Genomic DNA, 18942 nt, shown 5'->3' with positions numbered 1-18942 from the left:
TACCTTAAAAATATTTTTAGTTCAGCGGTTTCTTATCCTGTGCTTACCTGTAACTATGTATTAGGACTTTTGCAGAAATCTACTAAAGATTAGATACAAAACCCCAGAACTTATCCATGCTGGTAGTGTCACAAAGGATAAAAAGACATCATACTGTTCTGAAACAAAATAAAAGATACCAAAACTGAGTCCCCATGCTAACAAAACTGATAGATTAAAGTTAATTTTCTTGATTTCAGCATAAAAAGGAATAATTCCGGCTTTTTTTCCATAAAAATGTTCAAAAACGATAATAGCACCTATTGGGGCAAGAATAAAACCATACAAAGCTACAAAACCAAGTAATTTCATAGCAAAAGCCGGAAAAATACCTGCAATAGTAGCTATAGAACCGGTAATAATCGTAACCCAGAAAGTGGAAACTTTGGGTATAATTGCCTGAAAAGCTAATCCAGCTCTATAAATGGTAGGATTTGCCGTAGTCCATCCTGCAAGAATAACGGCTATGATGCCAAATATACCTATTGCATTATTGGCAAGTGGACCTGGTGCCACTGGTGGAGCTTCGCCATTACTTAATAAAGCTTGAGCTTCGGGAGTTTTGAGGTATACTGCATATAATAAGGCCGCAGCAATCCAAGCCATATAGTGCCCTACGTACATCCCTGCTGCAGTCGTCCAGCCTGATGCAGATGACTTAGCAAATCGAAATACTGTAAGATCAGACATGCCAATATGCATAGCGGCATTACAAAACCAAGACCATAGTACTACGTGCCAAAAAGTAAATTTTTCCTGACCAGGAAAGGGGTTTGAACCTTCTCCCCAAATGTCCCAGAAATCACCAAAGCTTTTTACACCCAATTGTTTTAAGGCAACAATTCCGCAAGCCAGAAATGCCAACACAATTATAGGTGACATCCAGTTGGCAGCTTGGGACACTGTATCATAACCTTTGGCCGCTATTAATGATATGATTGTACCAATACTAATTACTATTATCACCCAGGTTGCACCATTAGGCATCGTATCCGTAAGTTTTGGCATTTCCATATCAAATGGGACTCCAACAGCAGTTGCAGAAACCGTAATCATGGCACCAGCCAAAAAGCAAAACAATACTCCGTTGGCAAGATTATATGTAGTTACAAGTTTTTTTCCGCATATTTTTTCAAGATGATAATATAGGGTAAGCCTATTTTTTACGGCTATTTCTGCGGTAAGAAACCTCCAACTTAGCACTGCTAGTAAATTACCAATGAGTAGTCCTACAATTAAGTCAAAAGCACTTACTCCTGCCGTAAGAAATAGAGGGCCTATCATAAACTCGGTCCCTGCGGCATGTTCACCGGCATACATTCCAAGAAAACTTTTCCAACCTTTCCAGCTACGCTGCGGTACAGGTTCTCTTTCAAATTCTCCTCTGGCGATTTCTTCGATTTCTTCTTCTATATTGAATTGACTCATACAACTTACATTATGTTGGCGTTAATCAAATGATTAGGAAAATCTGAAGTTTTTTCACAACATAGTTGTTCCATAACTTGTTGTAACTGAGTTTTGATAAGTGATATGGTATGATCTCCTCCCGCTTTTCCTAAGGCTGCGGCACCATACATAAATGATCGACCCATAAACGTAAACTTTGCCCCACACGCCGTGGCTCGAGCAATATCCGGTCCTGAACGAAGACCACTATCCATCATCACGGTAATTTTATCTCCATACTTTTCAGCAATACTGCATAAAGGCTTGATAGTAGATTGGCCAGCATCCAGCTGTCTGCCACCATGATTTGAAACAATAATACCGTCTAATCCAAGCTTGATAGCTTTTTCGGTATCGGCTTCACTAGCAACTCCTTTTAGCACTATTTTACCTTTCCACATATCTCGTATCGGAGCAATTTTTTCTTTATTGAGACGACCACTAAAGGTTTGATTCATAAACTGTCCCAGGGCACTCAAGTCCAAATTCTTTGGCATATAAGGCTTTAAAGTTTCAAAATTTGGTTGTCCGTGCAATACTGTTTGCAATGCCCAATTTGGTTTACTAAGAATTTGCAACATATTTCGTAAGGACATTTTTGGAGGCATTGCCAGACCATTACGTATGTCTCTGGGGCGAAATCCAAAGGTCGGAACGTCACATAATAATACCAATACAGGGCAACTCGCCGCCGCTGCGCGATTAATGATATCATCTCTAAGTTTATCTTCGGTAGGATGATACAGCTGAAACCAGGCTTTACCTTCTGTAATTTCACTAATACGTTCGATACTACTGGTAGAAACAGTGCTCAGGATAAACGGAATATTGTGTTCAAAAGCAGCTTGTGCAAGGATTTCGGGTGAATTTGGCCACATTAACCCTTGTAAACCAACAGGAGCAATACCAAAAGGAGCATCATATATAATGCCGAAAAGGTCAGTTTTCATATCTGAACCTGTATGTGTGCTAAGATAATGCGGTCTTAGCTCTACCTTCTGAATATCAGACCGATTTCTATGTAGATTTACATCCTCATTACAACCACCATCAAGGTATTCAAAAGCAAATTTTGGTATTCGCTTTTTTGCTTTCGTTCTTAAATTGTCAACAGACGGGTATTTTGTGTTGTATGGCCACTTCATGGTATTAAAAATCTATTCTAGTGTTTGTAATACAGGGGGTTTTAATTTTTTTATTTGATAATGATCTTTCAAGAACCTGGAATCCAATTTTTTATCAGAAATTATTATTGCAGCACCAAGAGCAGAACCCAGAGGAGATTTTGTAGTTCGTACTTTGTATTCTTTGAAGTTTAGCGCAATTAATTTTACAAAAACTTCATTTTCAATAAAACCACCATCAATATATATTTTCTTAATATTACTTTTACCAATAGCCAGGCGAGTTGTCTTTACTTGAATTTGTACCAGCTCTATCATTAATTGATGAAATGCCTCCTCAAAAGATGAGAATACTGATAAATCTATTGTTGAAATAGCCGTACTCGTATCAATATTCATTTCTTCGAACCTAAAACATTGTAGATCCAATTCTTTTAACTTCAAATATAGACCGATATCAAATTTTATACGCTTGTGATGCAGCGAGTCTTTTTTAAAATACGTGCAAAGTTTTTCTATCTGGGTTTTGTATTCATTTCCCATAAAAAATCGTGTAGCTCGTACAGCTTTTCCATCTATTCGAAGATAATTGAGACAATTATTATTAATATCTTCTTTTGTGAGCGGTTCGTCGCTAAAAGGGTTGAGTGTAATACTCCAGGTACCGGTAGATATTAGTACGAAGGTTTTTTTTTCACCCAACAAATAAGGTGTTAATGCTGAAGAACTATCATGAATACCGATCCCAATTTTAATTTTTTTATTAGCGTACGTTATATTGAAACTGGTTTGCGTAGGCACTATAAAAGGAAATTTTGTATCTATTTCTTGATCAATAACCCAATCATGGTACATTTGCTTCTTATAATTCCAAAGACTTGTATGACATCCAATACTTGTAAATTCGCTTACTGGAATACCTGTAAATAAAAAGGATATATATTGAGGAAAATGCAACGTGTATTTGATATTCGAAAACAGACCGGGGCGTGTATGTTTAAGCCAATACAATTGTATTCCCGAATTGAGCATACCTGCTTGGGGAGATGCAGTTTCGATGGCAATAGTTTGTGCATTCCCGTGATCTTGATAGAATGATGTTTTGATTTCTTCCGGAAGCGGTTTTAAATAGTTATACAAATGCGTTAAAATATTACCTTTTTTGTCTAGATGTACGAGACTAGCTCCGTAAGTAGAGAAATTGATCGCTTTGACATTATACTTTTTTGCAGAAAGGATTCGGTTAAAAACCATTTTTAACCATTGCTGAAGTTCAGGCAAATTTTCAGTAGGAAAACCATCTTCATCTTTAATTTCTTCAAATTGGACATATTCTTTGTGTACCACCTTATACTCTGAATCAAAGAGGAAGAATTTTTTATTTGTTTTTCCGATATCAAAAATTGCGGTCACCTTTTTCATGAGCTTTTATAATCCTGTTGCAGTTGATTTTTCTCCACGCTCTTTAACAAGGGTTTTCCTTACGTTCAATGCTCGATATGCGGCCAAAGGGTCAATGGCGGCATTCGCTTGTGATCTGGACTCTCGTATTAAGGATCGAACATCAGTTCGATAGGCATCTTGCAACATCTCTTGACAAGCAACTACGTCTTGCGCCTCTTGTGCTTCTTTAAGTCTATCCTGATCTACCAATAGTGCTTGTGCATAAGCAATTAGAATAGCTTCTAACGATTGTATCAAATCTTCCAAAGGATCTTTGGTGTTATGGCTGGCATCAATCATCCAGGCAAGATCCGGGTTTTGAGGATTATTTTTCATTCCGTAGACCAATTCATTAAAAATTAAGAATAGGGCATAGGGTTTTATAGAACCTACCGTTAAGTCATCATCCCCGTATTTACTGTCATTGAAATGAAAACCGCCTAGTTTGCCTTTGTACAATAACGTCGCTACAATCTGTTCAATATTGGTATTTGGTAAATGATGCCCGAGATCGACAAGAGTGAAGGCTCTATTTCCGCAACTTTCTGCAAGCATTAACGAAGTACCCCAATCCTGAATCACCGTACTATAAAAATTGGGTTCATAGGGTTTGTATTCTATAAATAATTTCCAATCATTTGGCAGTGCTTGATATATCTTTTGAAGGCTGTCTTGCGTATGTTTTAGCACTCTTTGAAAATTGTTTTGTCCAGGAAAATTAGCCCCATCTGCCAACCAAATCGTAATACTTTTTGAACCTAATTTTTTACCTATATCAATGACCTCGATATTGTGTTGTATCGCCCGTTCTCTAATATCTTTATTTACAGTAGATAAAGAACCAAATTTATAATTTTCATTGGCATTGGGTTGGTCCTGAAACGTATTAGAATTTACAGCATCAAAAACAATATTATGCGATGCGGCTTTTTCCTGTATAGCAGCATAATCCCTAGGAATATCCCATGGGATATGCAGTGAAACAGCCCCAGCGGTATTCGTCAACATATGCAGTATACCTATGTCGTCTAACTTCTGTTCTAGCGTAGTGGGTTCACCTCCAAAAGAGAATCTTCCAAATCGTGTGCCTCCTGCCCCAAGTGCCCAACTAGGTATGGCAACCTGAAAGGCTTTTAGCTTTTTAATAATGTTTTGATAATCAATACTTTTGTGGTGAAGTTGATTTGCTAAGAAGTCAAATTGCACGGTATGGTTGAATGCTAAGCCTTTATTAAGATCGATTATTTGTTGTCTGTCAATTTTCATTATAGATATTAGTATTATCGAACAAATGCATTAGGCATACCACCATCTACATTGATTGTATTACCAGTACTTTTGTCTAAGATAGCTAATAGTGCAAAAACTGCATTTGCTATGTCTTCAGGAAGAATAATTTCGTTGAGTAGATTTCGTTTAGCATAATGAGCAGGGAGTTCTTCTACTTTAATTCCGTAAGCTTTTGCTCTGCCTTCTGCCCATTTTCCTTCCCAGATTTTACTGCCTACAATTACCCCATCAGGATTTATAGTGTTTACTCTGATCTTTTGTGGGCCAAGCTCTGCAGCCAATAATCTCGTCATATGTTGTTGTGCAGCTTTTGCGGTACCATAGCCAACATTATTAGGACCTGATACCAAACCGTTTTTACTAGCGATATTAATAATATTTCCTCCCAATCCCTGCTGTTTCATAACCTCTGTGCCTTTTTGAACCATTAGAAATTGTCCTTTTACCAGTACATTTTGCAATACATCCCAGTCTGAGATAGAGGTTTCTTCTAAAGGCTTTGAAATAGCTAGTCCTGCAGAATGAATAATAATATCAACTCCACCAAATGATATACAAGCTTTTTGGTATGCGTCTGCAATAGAATCCTGATCCGTAACATCGCAAATTGATGTTACAACCTCATCTTTATTAAAAGTTTTTTCTGCACTATCCAGTATTTCCTGTTGTAAATCGGTAATTATAGCATTGGCTCCTTCAGCTACTAACTTATCGGCAATAGCTTTGCCAATGCCTCCGGCGGCTCCCGTAATCATAGCAATTTTTCTGGATAAAGGTTTTTCGGCTGGCATTCGTTGTAATTTAGCCTCTTCTAATAGCCAATATTCGATATTAAATGCTTCTTGTCTGGGTAACGCGATATATTCTGAAATAGCTTCAGCCCCCCTCATAACATTGATAGCATTAACATAAAATTCGCTGGCAACTCTGGCGGTTTGTTTATTTTTAGCAAAAGTAAACATTCCTATCCCTGGATATATGATTACTACTGGGTTTGGATCCCGCATGGCTGGACTATCTTCATGTTTGCAGTTTTCATAATATTCGGTATAGTCTTGTCTGTATTTTTCAAATTCTGGTTGTAGCCTCTTTATAATATTTTCAGTTTGCGACACATCTTCATTGGGTAGTAAACCGAGAACCAAAGGTTTGATTTTGGTTCTTAAAAAATGATCGGGACAAGAAGTGCCCATAGGTGCTAACTTATCCAAATCATTACTGTTAATATAGGTTAGTACCCTATCTTCGTCGGTAAAATGACCAATCATTCTCTGTTTGGTAGAACACAGACCTCTTAGTATCGGAGCTATAGTCGAGGCCTGTGTTTTGCGCTTGCTAGGGGTAAGACTACGTACTTTTTGTCCTCCAAAAGCATAACCGTTATTTCCTTTTATTTTTTGTTCTATATACGATGTAGCCATTTCAATAACCTCGAGGCTATTGATATAGCATTCTTTAGAAGTCGCTCCCCAGGTAAATAACCCATGACTTTCTAAAACAATACCTCTAATTCCGGGTTGAGTTTCAATACATTTTTCGAGTTGCAATCCTAGATCAAAACCGGGCCGTTGCCATGGGATCCAACCCATGGTATCTCCCCAAATCTCTTTCGTAATTTTTTCTCCATCTTTTGCGGCCGCAATAGCAATAACAGCATCGGGATGAAGATGGTCAATGTGTGTAAAGGGTAATAATCCATGCAAGGGGGTATCAATAGATGGCGTTTTACTGTCAAGGTCATACAGGCAATGATTAAAAAGAGAAACCATTTCATCTTCATATTCGATACCACGGTACACTTTTTTAAGAGCTCTAAGTCGTTGTGTATATAGTCCAGCAATACCCGATCTTTTTAATGTACCAATATCTCCACCAGATCCTTTTACCCACATAACCTCGACATCTTCATGAGTTAGAGGATCTTTTTCTATAGTTTTACAGCTGGTATTTCCTCCACCATAGTTAGTAATACGTAGATCGGCACCAAGAATATTAGATCTATATAAAAAAAGTGCTATTTCGTCATTATGAAATGAAGCCGCTTTTTGATCATCCCAAAGATAGTCTACATGCTTGTACATGTTTTTGGTTATTCCCATAATGTATATTGAATTTAGTTGGTTTTAAGTTTTAAACTATTATGGCATGAAAATAGAATTAGTAGTAGCATTCTCCATCCTGTAGTATGCTGTATAGCTGTAGGTGTACTACGAATTCTTTTATAATTTATGTAAAAAATGGTTAAATAATCAATAATATTCTTTGATTTTTATTTATTTTTCAACACAACTTATAAAACTTTACCCCTACATAATATATGGATCTTATAGTTAATATTCAGATAGATCATAATTCGAGAAAACCCAAGTACAAACAGATTGTTGACTCGATTATAGATGAAATTTCAAGAGACAATCTCGAAATAGGACAAAAAATACCATCAATCAATGAAATAAGTGAAGAATTTTATCTTTCTCGTGATACCGTAGAGAAGGCATACAAACTTTTAAAAGAGCGTAAAATTATAGAATCAGTAAAAGGTAAAGGATATTATATAGCCAAAACTGATCTTATTAATAAGTTAAATATCCTTTTTTTAATTAATAAATTGAGTTCATATAAAATGACAATATATAACTCATTTCTGAATGCTATAGGAACTAATGCTCATCTCGATCTTCATATTTATCATTGCGACGAAACCTTATTTTTGAAATTAATGGAACGGTATAAGGGGCATTATGATTATTATGTAATCATGTCACATTTTAAAAACGAACAACTTAAACATATAGGTTATACCGATAAAGTTTTAGAAGCGATTAAAGAATTACCTTATCATAAACTTGTTCTTTTAGACAACAAAATTGATTTTTCAAAGGATGAGGTTATACAAGTTTATCAAGATTTTGAGAATGATATCATTGCAGCGTTAGAAGAAGGACTTGAGAAATTGAAAAATTACGGAAAACTCATATTGATTTATCCCGATACCTCTGTTTATCCATATCCTAGAGAAATCAAACATGGTTTCAGAAAGTTTTGTGTTGCCCATTCATTTGATTTTGAAATTTTAGATGATATCTATGAAGGTATGGAACTAAGAGCGGGGGATACTTATATTACGATTAAAGAAACCGATCTAGTAGATTTAGTAAAACAAGTAAGAGACAGTTCTTTGGTATTAGGTAAAGAAATTGGTATTATCTCTTATAATGATACCCCATTAAAAGAGTTATTAGGGATTACTGTAATCGGAACAGATTTTAAAAAGATGGGAGAAACTACGGCACAACTTATCCTTGAAAACCAAATAAAACAGATTAAGAATGATTTTAAATTTATTGATCGGGGATCGGTTTGACTATTTACTTGCCTACAAATAATAAGTATACTCATTTATGTATTTTAAATATAGTTCTAAAGTCAATTGAAAATAAGTGACTTTACCTGGATAATTTATACAACCCATTATTCTACACTAAGTTTATTTACTATAGATTATCAATTTAGAAAATAGACTGTTGAAGTGGTACTTTCCTTTGCAATAATTCACATTACTTAAAATCCGAAGCATGTATAATAACCCATAAATCTACATGTTAAAAAAATATAAGAAGTCATTTGAGAAACCTAAGATTTCCCCGTGTTAAATTTCATAAAGTAAGTACTACATCGATTGAGGAAGATGTTAAAAATAAGCAAACGCATACAGCATAGTACAGGATAGTTATCAATTAAAGGAATGTTAATATTAAAAACTGAAAACAAAACGCGATCTTTTTTTGGATCTCTTTTATTGGAATCACGAGAGGATATATGCATCAAAAAATAGCCTCTAAATTAACTAATAACATATGAAAAAAATAAAACTATCCACAAGTAAATTTTTTTGGTTTTTGCTCTGTATATGTTTAGGCACCATGGCGTTACAGGCACAAAAAGATATAAAGGTTACGGGTAATGTAACTTCTCAAGAAGGTGACCCCATTCCCGGAGTTAATATTACCGTAAAAGGAGCAAGCCAAGGAACATTAACAGATTTTGACGGAAACTATACCATAACGGTTTCTTCAGAAAGCATCCTGGTTTTTTCGTATATAGGATATGAAAATAGAGAAATTGTAGTCAATGGGCGAAAAATTATCGATGTTTCTTTAACAGAAGAAGTACTGGGATTAGAGAAAATTGTAGTGGTAGCCTATGGTACGCGTAAGCAATCAGAGATCATAGGTGCCGTTTCTACAGTTGAAGCCGAAACTATAGAAAATCAACAAATAGCCACATTTGAGCAAGCTCTTTTTGGTCAGGTGTCAGGTTTGCAATTTAGAGAAAATGGAGCACCCGATGGAGGCCCTCAGCTTAATATTAGAGGAGTTTCGACTTTTGGAAATAACAATCCTCTTTTTGTTGTAGATGGTTTTCCATTAGGAACCAATGCAGGAGATCAACAGGATAATTATATTCTCAATTCTATCAACCCAAATGATATAGAATCGATTAGTGTGCTCAAAGATGCGGCATCCAAAGCATTATATGGGTCTCGTGCCTCTAATGGGGTAATAGTGATCACTACAAAAACAGGAAAGAAAAATACGACTCCGGTAATTTCATTTAGTACCAATGTGGGAATTCAGTCTATACCAGATTATGAAAAACCAGATGTGTTAAATGCCACAGAACTTGCAAACTATACGCTAGAAGTATTCGAAGATCAAGAGGCTGCAGGATCCCCTTTAGGAGGATTACAGCTCGATGCACGCGATGAGATCAATGCTGCATTAGCAGCAGGCTTGGGAGAAGGTAACAATTGGTTTGACTTGATAACCAGAGATGCACTGGTAAGAAACTACAGCATTGGCGTAAAAGGAGGTAGTCAACGTAGTCGATATGCTACTTCTATAGCGCATCAAGATCGTGAAGGTACCGTCATAAATACTGGCTTTAAGCGATATTCTTTAAATTTTAATTTTGATACCGATATTACCGATAAGCTAAGATTAGGACTCAATTTTGCGCCAAGTCGAACAACTGCTACAGGAAACGGAGTTAACGCAATATCAGGAAATGGTAGATTTTATAGCGCTATTCCCCTTGCACAATGGATGGATCCTTCTGCTCCTTTACGGGATGACGATGGAGAATTAACAGGGTCTATAACAGGAGTTTCTCTTTTTAGATCCAGAAACGCAAACCCTGTAAGCTTTATGACCGAAAGAGAAGCAGAACGCAGAGCCGATTTGGTTCGTCTAGGAACATTTCTGGAGTGGGAATTTCTACCAGGTTTAAAAGCCAAAATTTTTGGTTCTTTACAATCTATAGATAGAAGAAACACCTCTTTTGTTCCTGCCAAATTACCTGGGCCTAATGTACGGGCGAGTCCTTTAGGTACTACTAGAGCCTCGGCATCAGTTCTTGAAAGTACAGCTTTTAACTGGGTGTTAGAAAACACCTTAAATTATGCTAAGCGATTCGGGAATAACCAAAGGCATAGTTTACAACTTTTAGCGGGCTTTACGGCAGAGAAACGCGAAGCTACAGAGACTTTTTTACAATCAAATAATTTAGCAGACCCCGAAATTCGTATACCTAGCGTTGGGAATACCGTAGACCCTTCACAATTTAACGCTAGAACAGATAATCAGGTTTTTACCTTAACTTCTCTTATTGGTCGTTTAGATTATAGTTTCGATGAGCGGTATTATTTGACAGCTACTGTGCGTAGAGACGGGACTTCTAGATTTGGAGAAGGCAATCGATATGGTAATTTCCCTGCTTTTGGAGCTGCCTGGCGAATATCTAATGAAGCGTTTTTTAAACCTATTCGAAATGTAATTTCTGATTTAAAAATTGAAGGTGGCTATGGTATTAGTGGTAATAATAGCAATACAGGAAATTACACATTTAGGGGTAGAGTAGGTGTTCAAAGTCCCAATCTTGATGTAAATTATCTTTATGGTAATACTTTGGCCCCAGGGGCAGCTGTTACAGGGCTACCTAATCAAAATCTGGGATGGGAAGAAACCCGTGAAACGAACTTTGGTATTGATTTGGGACTTTTTCGAAATAGAATAACATTAAGTGCAGACTATTATGATACAAGATCTGTTGATTTTTTGTTTACTCAAAATCTTCCTAGAACAAGTGGATTAGGGGGAGTAGGTGCAAACTTAGGAGAAATTCAAAATAAAGGTTATGAATTGGAACTCTCTGCGCGTATTATAGAAAAATCAGATTTTAGCTGGTCTATAAATCTAAATTATACATCTAATCGAAATGAGGTGATTGACATCCCACAAGAATCAGGATTCTTTTTCCCAGGGGGTAGTGATTTAACCAGAGTAGATGGTCAGGTTATTAATATGACCGAGATAAGAGAAGGGCAACCCATTGGCCTATATAGAGGTTTTAATGTGACCGGTTTATTTACTCAAGAAGAAATCGATAATCCTGATATACCTAAATATCCAGGGGCTGTTGAAGGTTCTCTAAAATTTGAAGATATTCCTACTATCGATACAGATGGTGATGGGATCCCTGATCAAGCCGATGGAGAACTTAGAGCCAACGATCTTACGATCATAGGAGATCCTAATCCAGATTTCGTATTCGGGTTTTCAACTAGAATTAATTATAAAAATATCGACCTGAGTATTACGGGTGATGGGGCTGTAGGACAAGATATCTTGTTAGGACAAAACCAGTACTTATGGGACCAAACTGATGGGCAGTTCAACATTGATCCATTACTTCTCAACCGATGGCGACCGGGAGATGATCCTACTACAAGTACAATACCAGGTACTGCGAGTGGAAGAAGTCGTCAATTTTTTAGGGCTCCTAATTCTCTAGCAGTTCAGGCGGCAGATTATTTATGGATTAGAAATATTACTTTAGGATATCGATTAGAGGGAAATTTTTTTAACGATAGTTTTAGAAATGCACGTGTCTATATTAGTGCTCAAAACCCTTTTCTGTTTACTGAATATGAATATGGTAACCCTACGGTAAACCGAAACGCAGATAATGCTGCTGTAAGAAATGTAGATAATGGAGCTTTCCCTATAGCTAGAACAGTAAGTTTAGGCCTTGATATTACTTTTTAAAATTAGAAAAGATAAGATATTATGAGAAAATTTTTGAAAATCATAGTAATAAGCACGTTCCTGGTAGGTTGTAACGACTTTCTAGACGAGGAACCCGTACAATTTAGAACACCTGTTGATTTTTTTCAAAACGAAAACGAAATTGATCAAGGATTGGCTGCCGTGTATAATTCAAATAGGGCGTTATATAATGGTGGAGGATTTCAGCTTCGGTTTGGAGAAAGCCGATCTGATAATACAAATATCGAAATCGTAAATAATAGCGCACTGGCGAATAGGGAAATCGATGAGTTCTCAATGAATTCTACTAATGCCAATATTTCAGAATATTGGAACAGGTTGTATCAAGGAATTGCAAGAGCTAATTTTATACTGGCTAGTGTGGATAACGCGGTTTTTAATGATGAGAATACTAAAGATGCCAGAAAAGGCGAAACACTATTTTTACGAACGTTATTTTATTTTCACTTAACTCGAATTTTTGGAGATGTGCCATTTATTATACGTCCTGGTGAAACCCCTGATCAGATATTATCGGATGAATTTTTAGAAAGAGATACACAAGAAGAAATATATACTGCTATTTTTGATCATATACAAGAAGCAATTGATTTGCTACCCAACACTACAGACGATCCTGGTCGAGCTACTAGAGGTGCAGCTTTAATGCTAAAAGCAAAAATGCATATGGCACAATCACCACCACAATATGAAGCTGCCAGACCATTACTAGAAGAAATTACCAGATTAGGGTATTCTTTACTCCCCAATTATGAAGATGTATTTTTTACCAGAAATCATAATGAAGGGATTTTTGAAATTCAGTACAGTCCTTCTTTATTGCAAGGTGCCGACTTTTTTAGTGCCTATGTGCCCTCTGTAAGTGAGCAGGAAATTTTAGGAGAAGGTATTAACCCAAATCCTAATGGCAATCAATACCAACCTACGCAAGATTTAATTGATCTATACAGTGATGATGATCAGCGCAGGGCTCATAATATCAGGATATATATAGATGATACCGGTGTAGCGTACCCATGGGCTGGTAAATTTGCAAAACCTTTTGTTACGCAAGATAATTTGAACCAACAGGACATAAACTGGCAAATGTATCGCTACGCAGATGCCTTATTGATGCTTGCAGAATGTTATGAGAAAGTAGGTGGGGGAGACCCATTAACTATCCTAGCGACAATACGACAACGAGCAGGATTAAGTCCTCAATTAAGTCCACAAGAGCTAGCTAATCTCGAGCAGACAATAGCAGATGAACGAAGAAGAGAACTGGTTTTTGAAGGGCATCGTTATTTTGATTTGTTGCGAACAGGTAAGTTAGTCGAAGTTATGACAGCACACGGGGCACAACAGGTTGCAGATGGTTTAACACTAACAGGAAATGCATATCAAAATATTAGAACAATAATTGGAATTCCTGATAACCAAGTCATAGAGTTTGGGATGCAGCAAACTCCAGGATGGGAATAACTTATAAGATAATTTTAATTATTTTTTTTTGATATTTTACACAATTTTATGTGATAGGTAGTCAATGTCAGTCAAATGATAAGACGTTTGGGTGAGTCAATTTTAATAGTTTATTTATGATTGTGTAAAGCACAAAATATCACACAGAAAAAATGCCTTTGGATGTTATCGCCTTAACATCCAGAAGGTATTTTATCTTTTTCACCATAAATAATAGTTGCAGTTTCATGAATATTCAAGTAAAAATAGATAACACTATCATAAAAAAAAGTGCTAAAATTGCCATAGCGCTACTCTTAATCACTACATTTTGCCAATGTAAGGGTGAGAAAAATGAACGATCGAAGGATGTCGACTCGATAGAACGCCCTAATATCATCTTTCTGCTTACCGATGATCAACGCTGGGATGCCTTAAGTTATACAGGAAACCCTGATATCAAAACTCCTCATATTGACTCCTTAGCAAAAAAAGGCGTGTATTTTAAGAATGCATACGTCACTACGTCTATCTGTGCAGTAAGCAGGGCGAGTATTTTATCGGGGCAATATGCCCGCAGGCATCAGATATGGGGATTTAGTAAAAACTTTACCTCAACACAATTACAGAACACCTATCCGCTGCTTTTACGAAAAGCGGGATATATTACTGGATTTATAGGAAAATATGGTGTGGGCAATCAATTACCAGTCGCGGAGTATGATTACTGGAAAGGTTTTGGCGGACAGGGTTCTTTTAATCAAAAAGATGAAAACGGAGACCCCATCCATCTGACTCAAAAAATAGGGCAACAAGCTTTTGAATTTTTAGAACAACAAAAAAACACTGAAAAACCTTTCTGTTTATCGATTAGTTTTAAAGCTCCTCATGTAGAAGGGGATCCCGGGTATTTTTTACCAGATAGTGCCTATAACAATTTGTATAAGGGGGATACTCTATTAATTCCTTCTACCTCTGCAGAGGCGTATCTTAATCATTTCCCTGCTAGTTTCACAACTAACAATGTCGCCCGAAAACGTTGGCAAACGCGTTTTGCAACCCCAGAAATGCAGCAAATATCCATTAAAAAATATTACCAACTCATCCACGGAGTAGATGTGATCGTGGGGAAGCTTGTGGAACAACTAAAAGCAACCGGAAAAGATCAAAATACGGTGATTATATATACTAGCGATAATGGCTTTTACTTAGGTGAATATGGTTTTGCCGGTAAGTGGTATGGTAGTGATCCTTCTATACGGGTACCCATGATTATTTATGATCCCAGAAATCCTACTATTGGTAAAACAATTGATAAAAAAGTATTGAATATTGATATTGCTCCTACGATTTTATCTATGGCCCATGTGACCACTCCTATCACTATGCAGGGGAAAGATCTTACTAAACTGATAGAAAATCCAGAGATCGAATGGCGAGATGCTTTTTTCTATGAACATTTGTGGCAATCGTCAGAACACTACTACATTCCGAGTACAGAGGGTTTGGTGTGGAAGGATAAAAAGTATATGAAGTATTTTATGAATCAAAATACCGATGAAATCATTTTTGAAGAGTTATATGACCTGTCAAAGGACCCGAACGAAACCAATAATTTAATAGATAAATCGGAGTATAAACCATTAGAAAAAAAGGTAAAAGAAAAGTATACAGCGGTTAAAAAAGCCGCCTTTTAGGGTGAAACAATAATCATTTTGACAAACTTTAAGTAAGTAAGCGTATGTATAGGTATGGTTTAAAAAATTCCCCCTTTGAAGGGGGTCAGGGGGATGTAGCATGTAGCTTTCATAATAATCAGGAATCTACAATCTTAAAGATCATCCATTTGTTTAAAAATTATTATAGAAAGAGGAGTATTCTGATATTGTTTATTGGATTCATCCTAACTTTTGAGTCGGTGTATTCCCAACAAATACCCTATTGGCAAAATCCTACGGTCACACAGGTGAATAAACTTCCGGCCCGCGCTACCTCGATCTCGTACCCTAATCAACAAATGGCATTAGAAGGAGACCGGGATCAATCTCAAAGGAAAAAATCGTTAAACGGTTCTTGGAAATTTCATTTAGTTGAAAATCCCTCTGAAGTACCCAATAAATTTTATGCAAATTCATTTTCTGATACACGATGGAATACCATTTCAGTTCCTGCTAATTGGGAACTCGAAGGCTATGGAAAACCATGGCATCGACTCACGCATCAGATCTGGGAAAAGAAAGGTGTGAAACCACCCCATATCCCCAAAGATTATAACCCCACAGGTTTGTATCGAAAAAGCATCGATATTCCTCGAAACTGGAAAAATATGCAAATTACGTTACACATAGGGGCAGCTTCTTCTGCTTTATCTGTATGGGTAAATGGAAAGTATGTAGGTTATAGTGAAGATAATCGACTTCCTGCCGAGTTTGATATTACTTCCTATTTACAGCCCAAAGATAATAGTATCGCGTTTCAGGTATCTCAATGGAGTGATGGTAGTTATATTGAAGACCAGGATCACTGGCGTATGAGCGGGATCACGCGAGAGGTATACTTGGAAGCAGCACCCAAAGTACAACTTTATGACTTCGCAGTTCGCACAGATCTAGATGATCAATATGAAGATGCTGTATTACAAATACGTCCTGAAATCAAACTGTTTGAAAAAACAGACACTAAGGATTGGAAGGTAGAAGTTGAACTTTTTGACGCAGCAGGAAAAAAAGTTTTAGAAAAACCTCTGGAAACTACAGTAGATCAGATTTTAAACGAGTATCATCCAGAGATAGGTAACCGTCCTTTTGAAAATTTATTACAAACCAAGGTTGTAAACCCAAAAAAGTGGTCCGCAGAATATCCTCATCTGTATACGCTGGTACTTTCTTTAAAAGATAGTAAAAATAGACTTGTAGAGGCACGAAGTACGAAAATAGGGTTTCGCGAGATTGATATCAGTAATGGGCAGTTTAAAGTAAATGGTGTGCCAATATTGTTATATGGTGTTAACCGTCATGATTGGGATGCTACCACAGGAAAAGCGGTAACCAAAGAGGCAATGCGTCGAGATGCTGAATTGATGAAACAATTAAATATAAATGCATCGCGATCCTCTCATTATCCCAATCCCCCTTATTGGTATGAACTCTGTGATGAATATGGAATTTATGTGATGGACGAGGCCAATATCGAAAGTCATGGTAAAGGCTCTTTATTCAGTAATCTTCCAGAGTGGCATACAGCATTTTTAGAACGGGGTATAAGGATGGTAGAACGCAATAAAAACTATTCGAGTATTGTGAGCTGGTCTTTAGGTAACGAATCTGGATTTGGTCCAAATCATGCAGCTTTGTCTTCTTGGATAAAGGAGTTTGATCCTACACGACCGATTCATGCAGAAGGAGCGCAAAATATTTATGGATACAATTGGCCAAAACCTGAACCGAAAGACCGCATGTATACTGATTTTATTAGTCGAATGTATCGTTTGACTGAAGATATGATCGACCTGGTAACAAAAGCTGACGATAAACGCCCCGTGATCTGGTGCGAGTATGCACATTCTCAAGGAAATTCTACCGGAGACCTGGAAGGATACTGGAAAGCCATTAGAAAATATCCTCGCTTTGTAGGAGGTTTTGTATGGGATTGGAGAGATCAATTGATAAAAAAGAAATCTCAAAACGAAAAACCTTTATGGAAACACGGTGTAGATTTTGGACAAGAACAAGCAGACCTTAACCCGATACAAAAAGGACTAATAACTGCTGATGGAAAACTAAAGTCGGGCTCATGGCAAGCCAAATATGTTTGGCAACGTGTAACCATAGAAGCAGATAGCATAACGAAAGGGCAATTTAAAGTACACAACCGGCATTTTCGTACAAATCTAAAGGAGTATGATGTGACCTGGGAAATTACTAAAGATGGAAAAGCGATCCGTAACGGAACAGCAGAATCTCCTGATATTCTTCCGGGTGCAGACGGAATTCTTCAAGTGTCACTTCCTGAAGTTAAGACAGAAGCTGGGCTTAGGTATCATATCAAGATCGCTTTTGTATTAAAAGAGGATAAGCCTTGGGCAAAAAAGGGATTTGAAATAGCTGCAGAGCAATTTTTATGGAAATATATTCCGAAGAAAAATACCCCAAGAAAAGAAATGTCTCTAACATTAGAAGAAACAGATACACATATTCTCATCACTATTAATACTATTGAGGCCGTTTTTGATAAAAAATCCGGAACACTGGTTAAATATGCTCTTAATGGAGAAAACATGATTGCAAAAGCTCCAAAAGCTAATTATTGGCGAGCACCAACAGATAATGATCTGGCTTATGGGATTATGAAACGTCAAAAAATCTGGAAAGAAGCTTCTGCAAATCAACAATTAGTTAGTATTTTACCTAAGAAAGAGAAGCATAAGGTCCAGGTAGTCACCACACATAGATTAGGAGACACGGCATCTTTAATTACTCAAATATACACATTCTCTACTGATGGTACGATGCGATTGGATTATTCGTTTCAACCTGCATCAAATCTTCCTGATATCCCCAGAATAGGTTGGCAACTTGAAATTCCTAAAGCATTTGATCAATTGCAATGGTTTGGCCGGGGGCCTTTAGAAAATTATGCAGATAAGAAAACCGGCGCTTTCTTTGGAAGGTATACTGAATCTGTAAAAAAGGATTTCACCTATTATGTCCGGCCGCAGGAGAGTAGTAATAAAACCGACGTATTTTGGGCTACGCTAACAAATGCTGAGGGAAAAGGAATTCGTATTGAAGGAATTCACCAACCATTAAACCTTAGTGCCTGGCCTTTTGCACAAGATCAGATCGAACAGGCCAATCGTATTGAAGACTTAAAATTTGGCGAGACAATTACACTTAATATAGACCATCGACAAATGGGTGTAGGTGGCGATAACACCTGGAGTATTGATGCCAGACCCCATGAGCCCTTCAGAATTAATGCCGAAGCTCAAACCTATAGCTTTATTATCCATCCCATTAATCCTTAAT

Annotated in this window: 10 protein-coding genes; 5 read left to right on the top strand and 5 right to left on the bottom strand. The window is 36.9% G+C overall.

The window, feature by feature from the left end; genetic code table 11:
* Positions 1-60: 60 nt before the first annotated feature.
* From J8281_RS00560 to J8281_RS00540, 5 genes are read right to left on the bottom strand one after another with little or no spacing between them, the layout of a single operon-like run.
* Positions 61-1467, bottom strand: a complete 1407-nt coding sequence (locus tag J8281_RS00560; RefSeq protein WP_210195640.1) for a cytosine permease — start codon at positions 1465-1467, stop codon at positions 61-63.
* 5 nt (positions 1468-1472) lie between these two features.
* On the bottom strand, positions 1473-2633 hold the full coding sequence (locus tag J8281_RS00555) for an alpha-hydroxy acid oxidase (protein ID WP_210195639.1): 1161 nt from the start codon (positions 2631-2633) through the stop codon (positions 1473-1475).
* A 12-nt stretch (positions 2634-2645) separates the two neighbouring features.
* Positions 2646-4034 (bottom strand): FGGY-family carbohydrate kinase, encoded by a 1389-nt coding sequence (locus J8281_RS00550; protein WP_210195638.1) that lies wholly within the window; start codon positions 4032-4034, stop codon positions 2646-2648.
* 6 nt (positions 4035-4040) lie between these two features.
* Complete coding sequence (locus tag J8281_RS00545; RefSeq protein ID WP_210195637.1) at positions 4041-5321, bottom strand: TIM barrel protein; 1281 nt, start codon at positions 5319-5321, stop codon at positions 4041-4043.
* 14 nt (positions 5322-5335) lie between these two features.
* Positions 5336-7444, bottom strand: a complete 2109-nt coding sequence (locus tag J8281_RS00540; protein ID WP_210195636.1) for a bifunctional aldolase/short-chain dehydrogenase — start codon at positions 7442-7444, stop codon at positions 5336-5338.
* 218 nt (positions 7445-7662) lie between these two features.
* Here J8281_RS00540 and J8281_RS00535 point away from each other — a divergent pair, with 218 nt between their 5' ends.
* The 5 genes from J8281_RS00535 (at position 7663) to J8281_RS00515 (ending at position 18941) form a co-directional block, all read left to right on the top strand.
* Positions 7663-8709, top strand: coding sequence for a GntR family transcriptional regulator (locus tag J8281_RS00535; RefSeq protein WP_210195635.1), 1047 nt, complete (start codon positions 7663-7665; stop codon positions 8707-8709).
* Positions 8710-9202: 493 nt separating this feature from the next.
* The gene (locus J8281_RS00530; protein ID WP_210195634.1) at positions 9203-12451 is read left to right on the top strand and encodes a TonB-dependent receptor; all 3249 of its coding nucleotides are present in this window, start codon (positions 9203-9205) and stop codon (positions 12449-12451) included.
* Between the two features lie 21 nt (positions 12452-12472).
* A complete protein-coding gene (locus tag J8281_RS00525; protein ID WP_210195633.1) occupies positions 12473-13936 on the top strand; it encodes a RagB/SusD family nutrient uptake outer membrane protein in 1464 nt (487 codons plus the stop codon).
* 227 nt (positions 13937-14163) lie between these two features.
* Positions 14164-15612, top strand: coding sequence for a sulfatase (locus tag J8281_RS00520; RefSeq protein WP_210195632.1), 1449 nt, complete (start codon positions 14164-14166; stop codon positions 15610-15612).
* A 44-nt stretch (positions 15613-15656) separates the two neighbouring features.
* Complete coding sequence (locus tag J8281_RS00515) at positions 15657-18941, top strand: glycoside hydrolase family 2 TIM barrel-domain containing protein (RefSeq protein ID WP_210195631.1); 3285 nt, start codon at positions 15657-15659, stop codon at positions 18939-18941.
* The last annotated feature ends 1 nt before the right edge of the window (position 18942 follow it).

Origin of the sequence: Aquimarina sp. U1-2 (assembly GCF_017897595.1) — a bacterium.
In the GTDB taxonomy this organism is placed as follows: Bacteria; Bacteroidota; Bacteroidia; order Flavobacteriales; family Flavobacteriaceae; genus Aquimarina.
The sequence above is the reverse complement of the archived record's forward strand: the minus strand, read 5'-3'. Positions and strand labels throughout refer to the sequence as shown.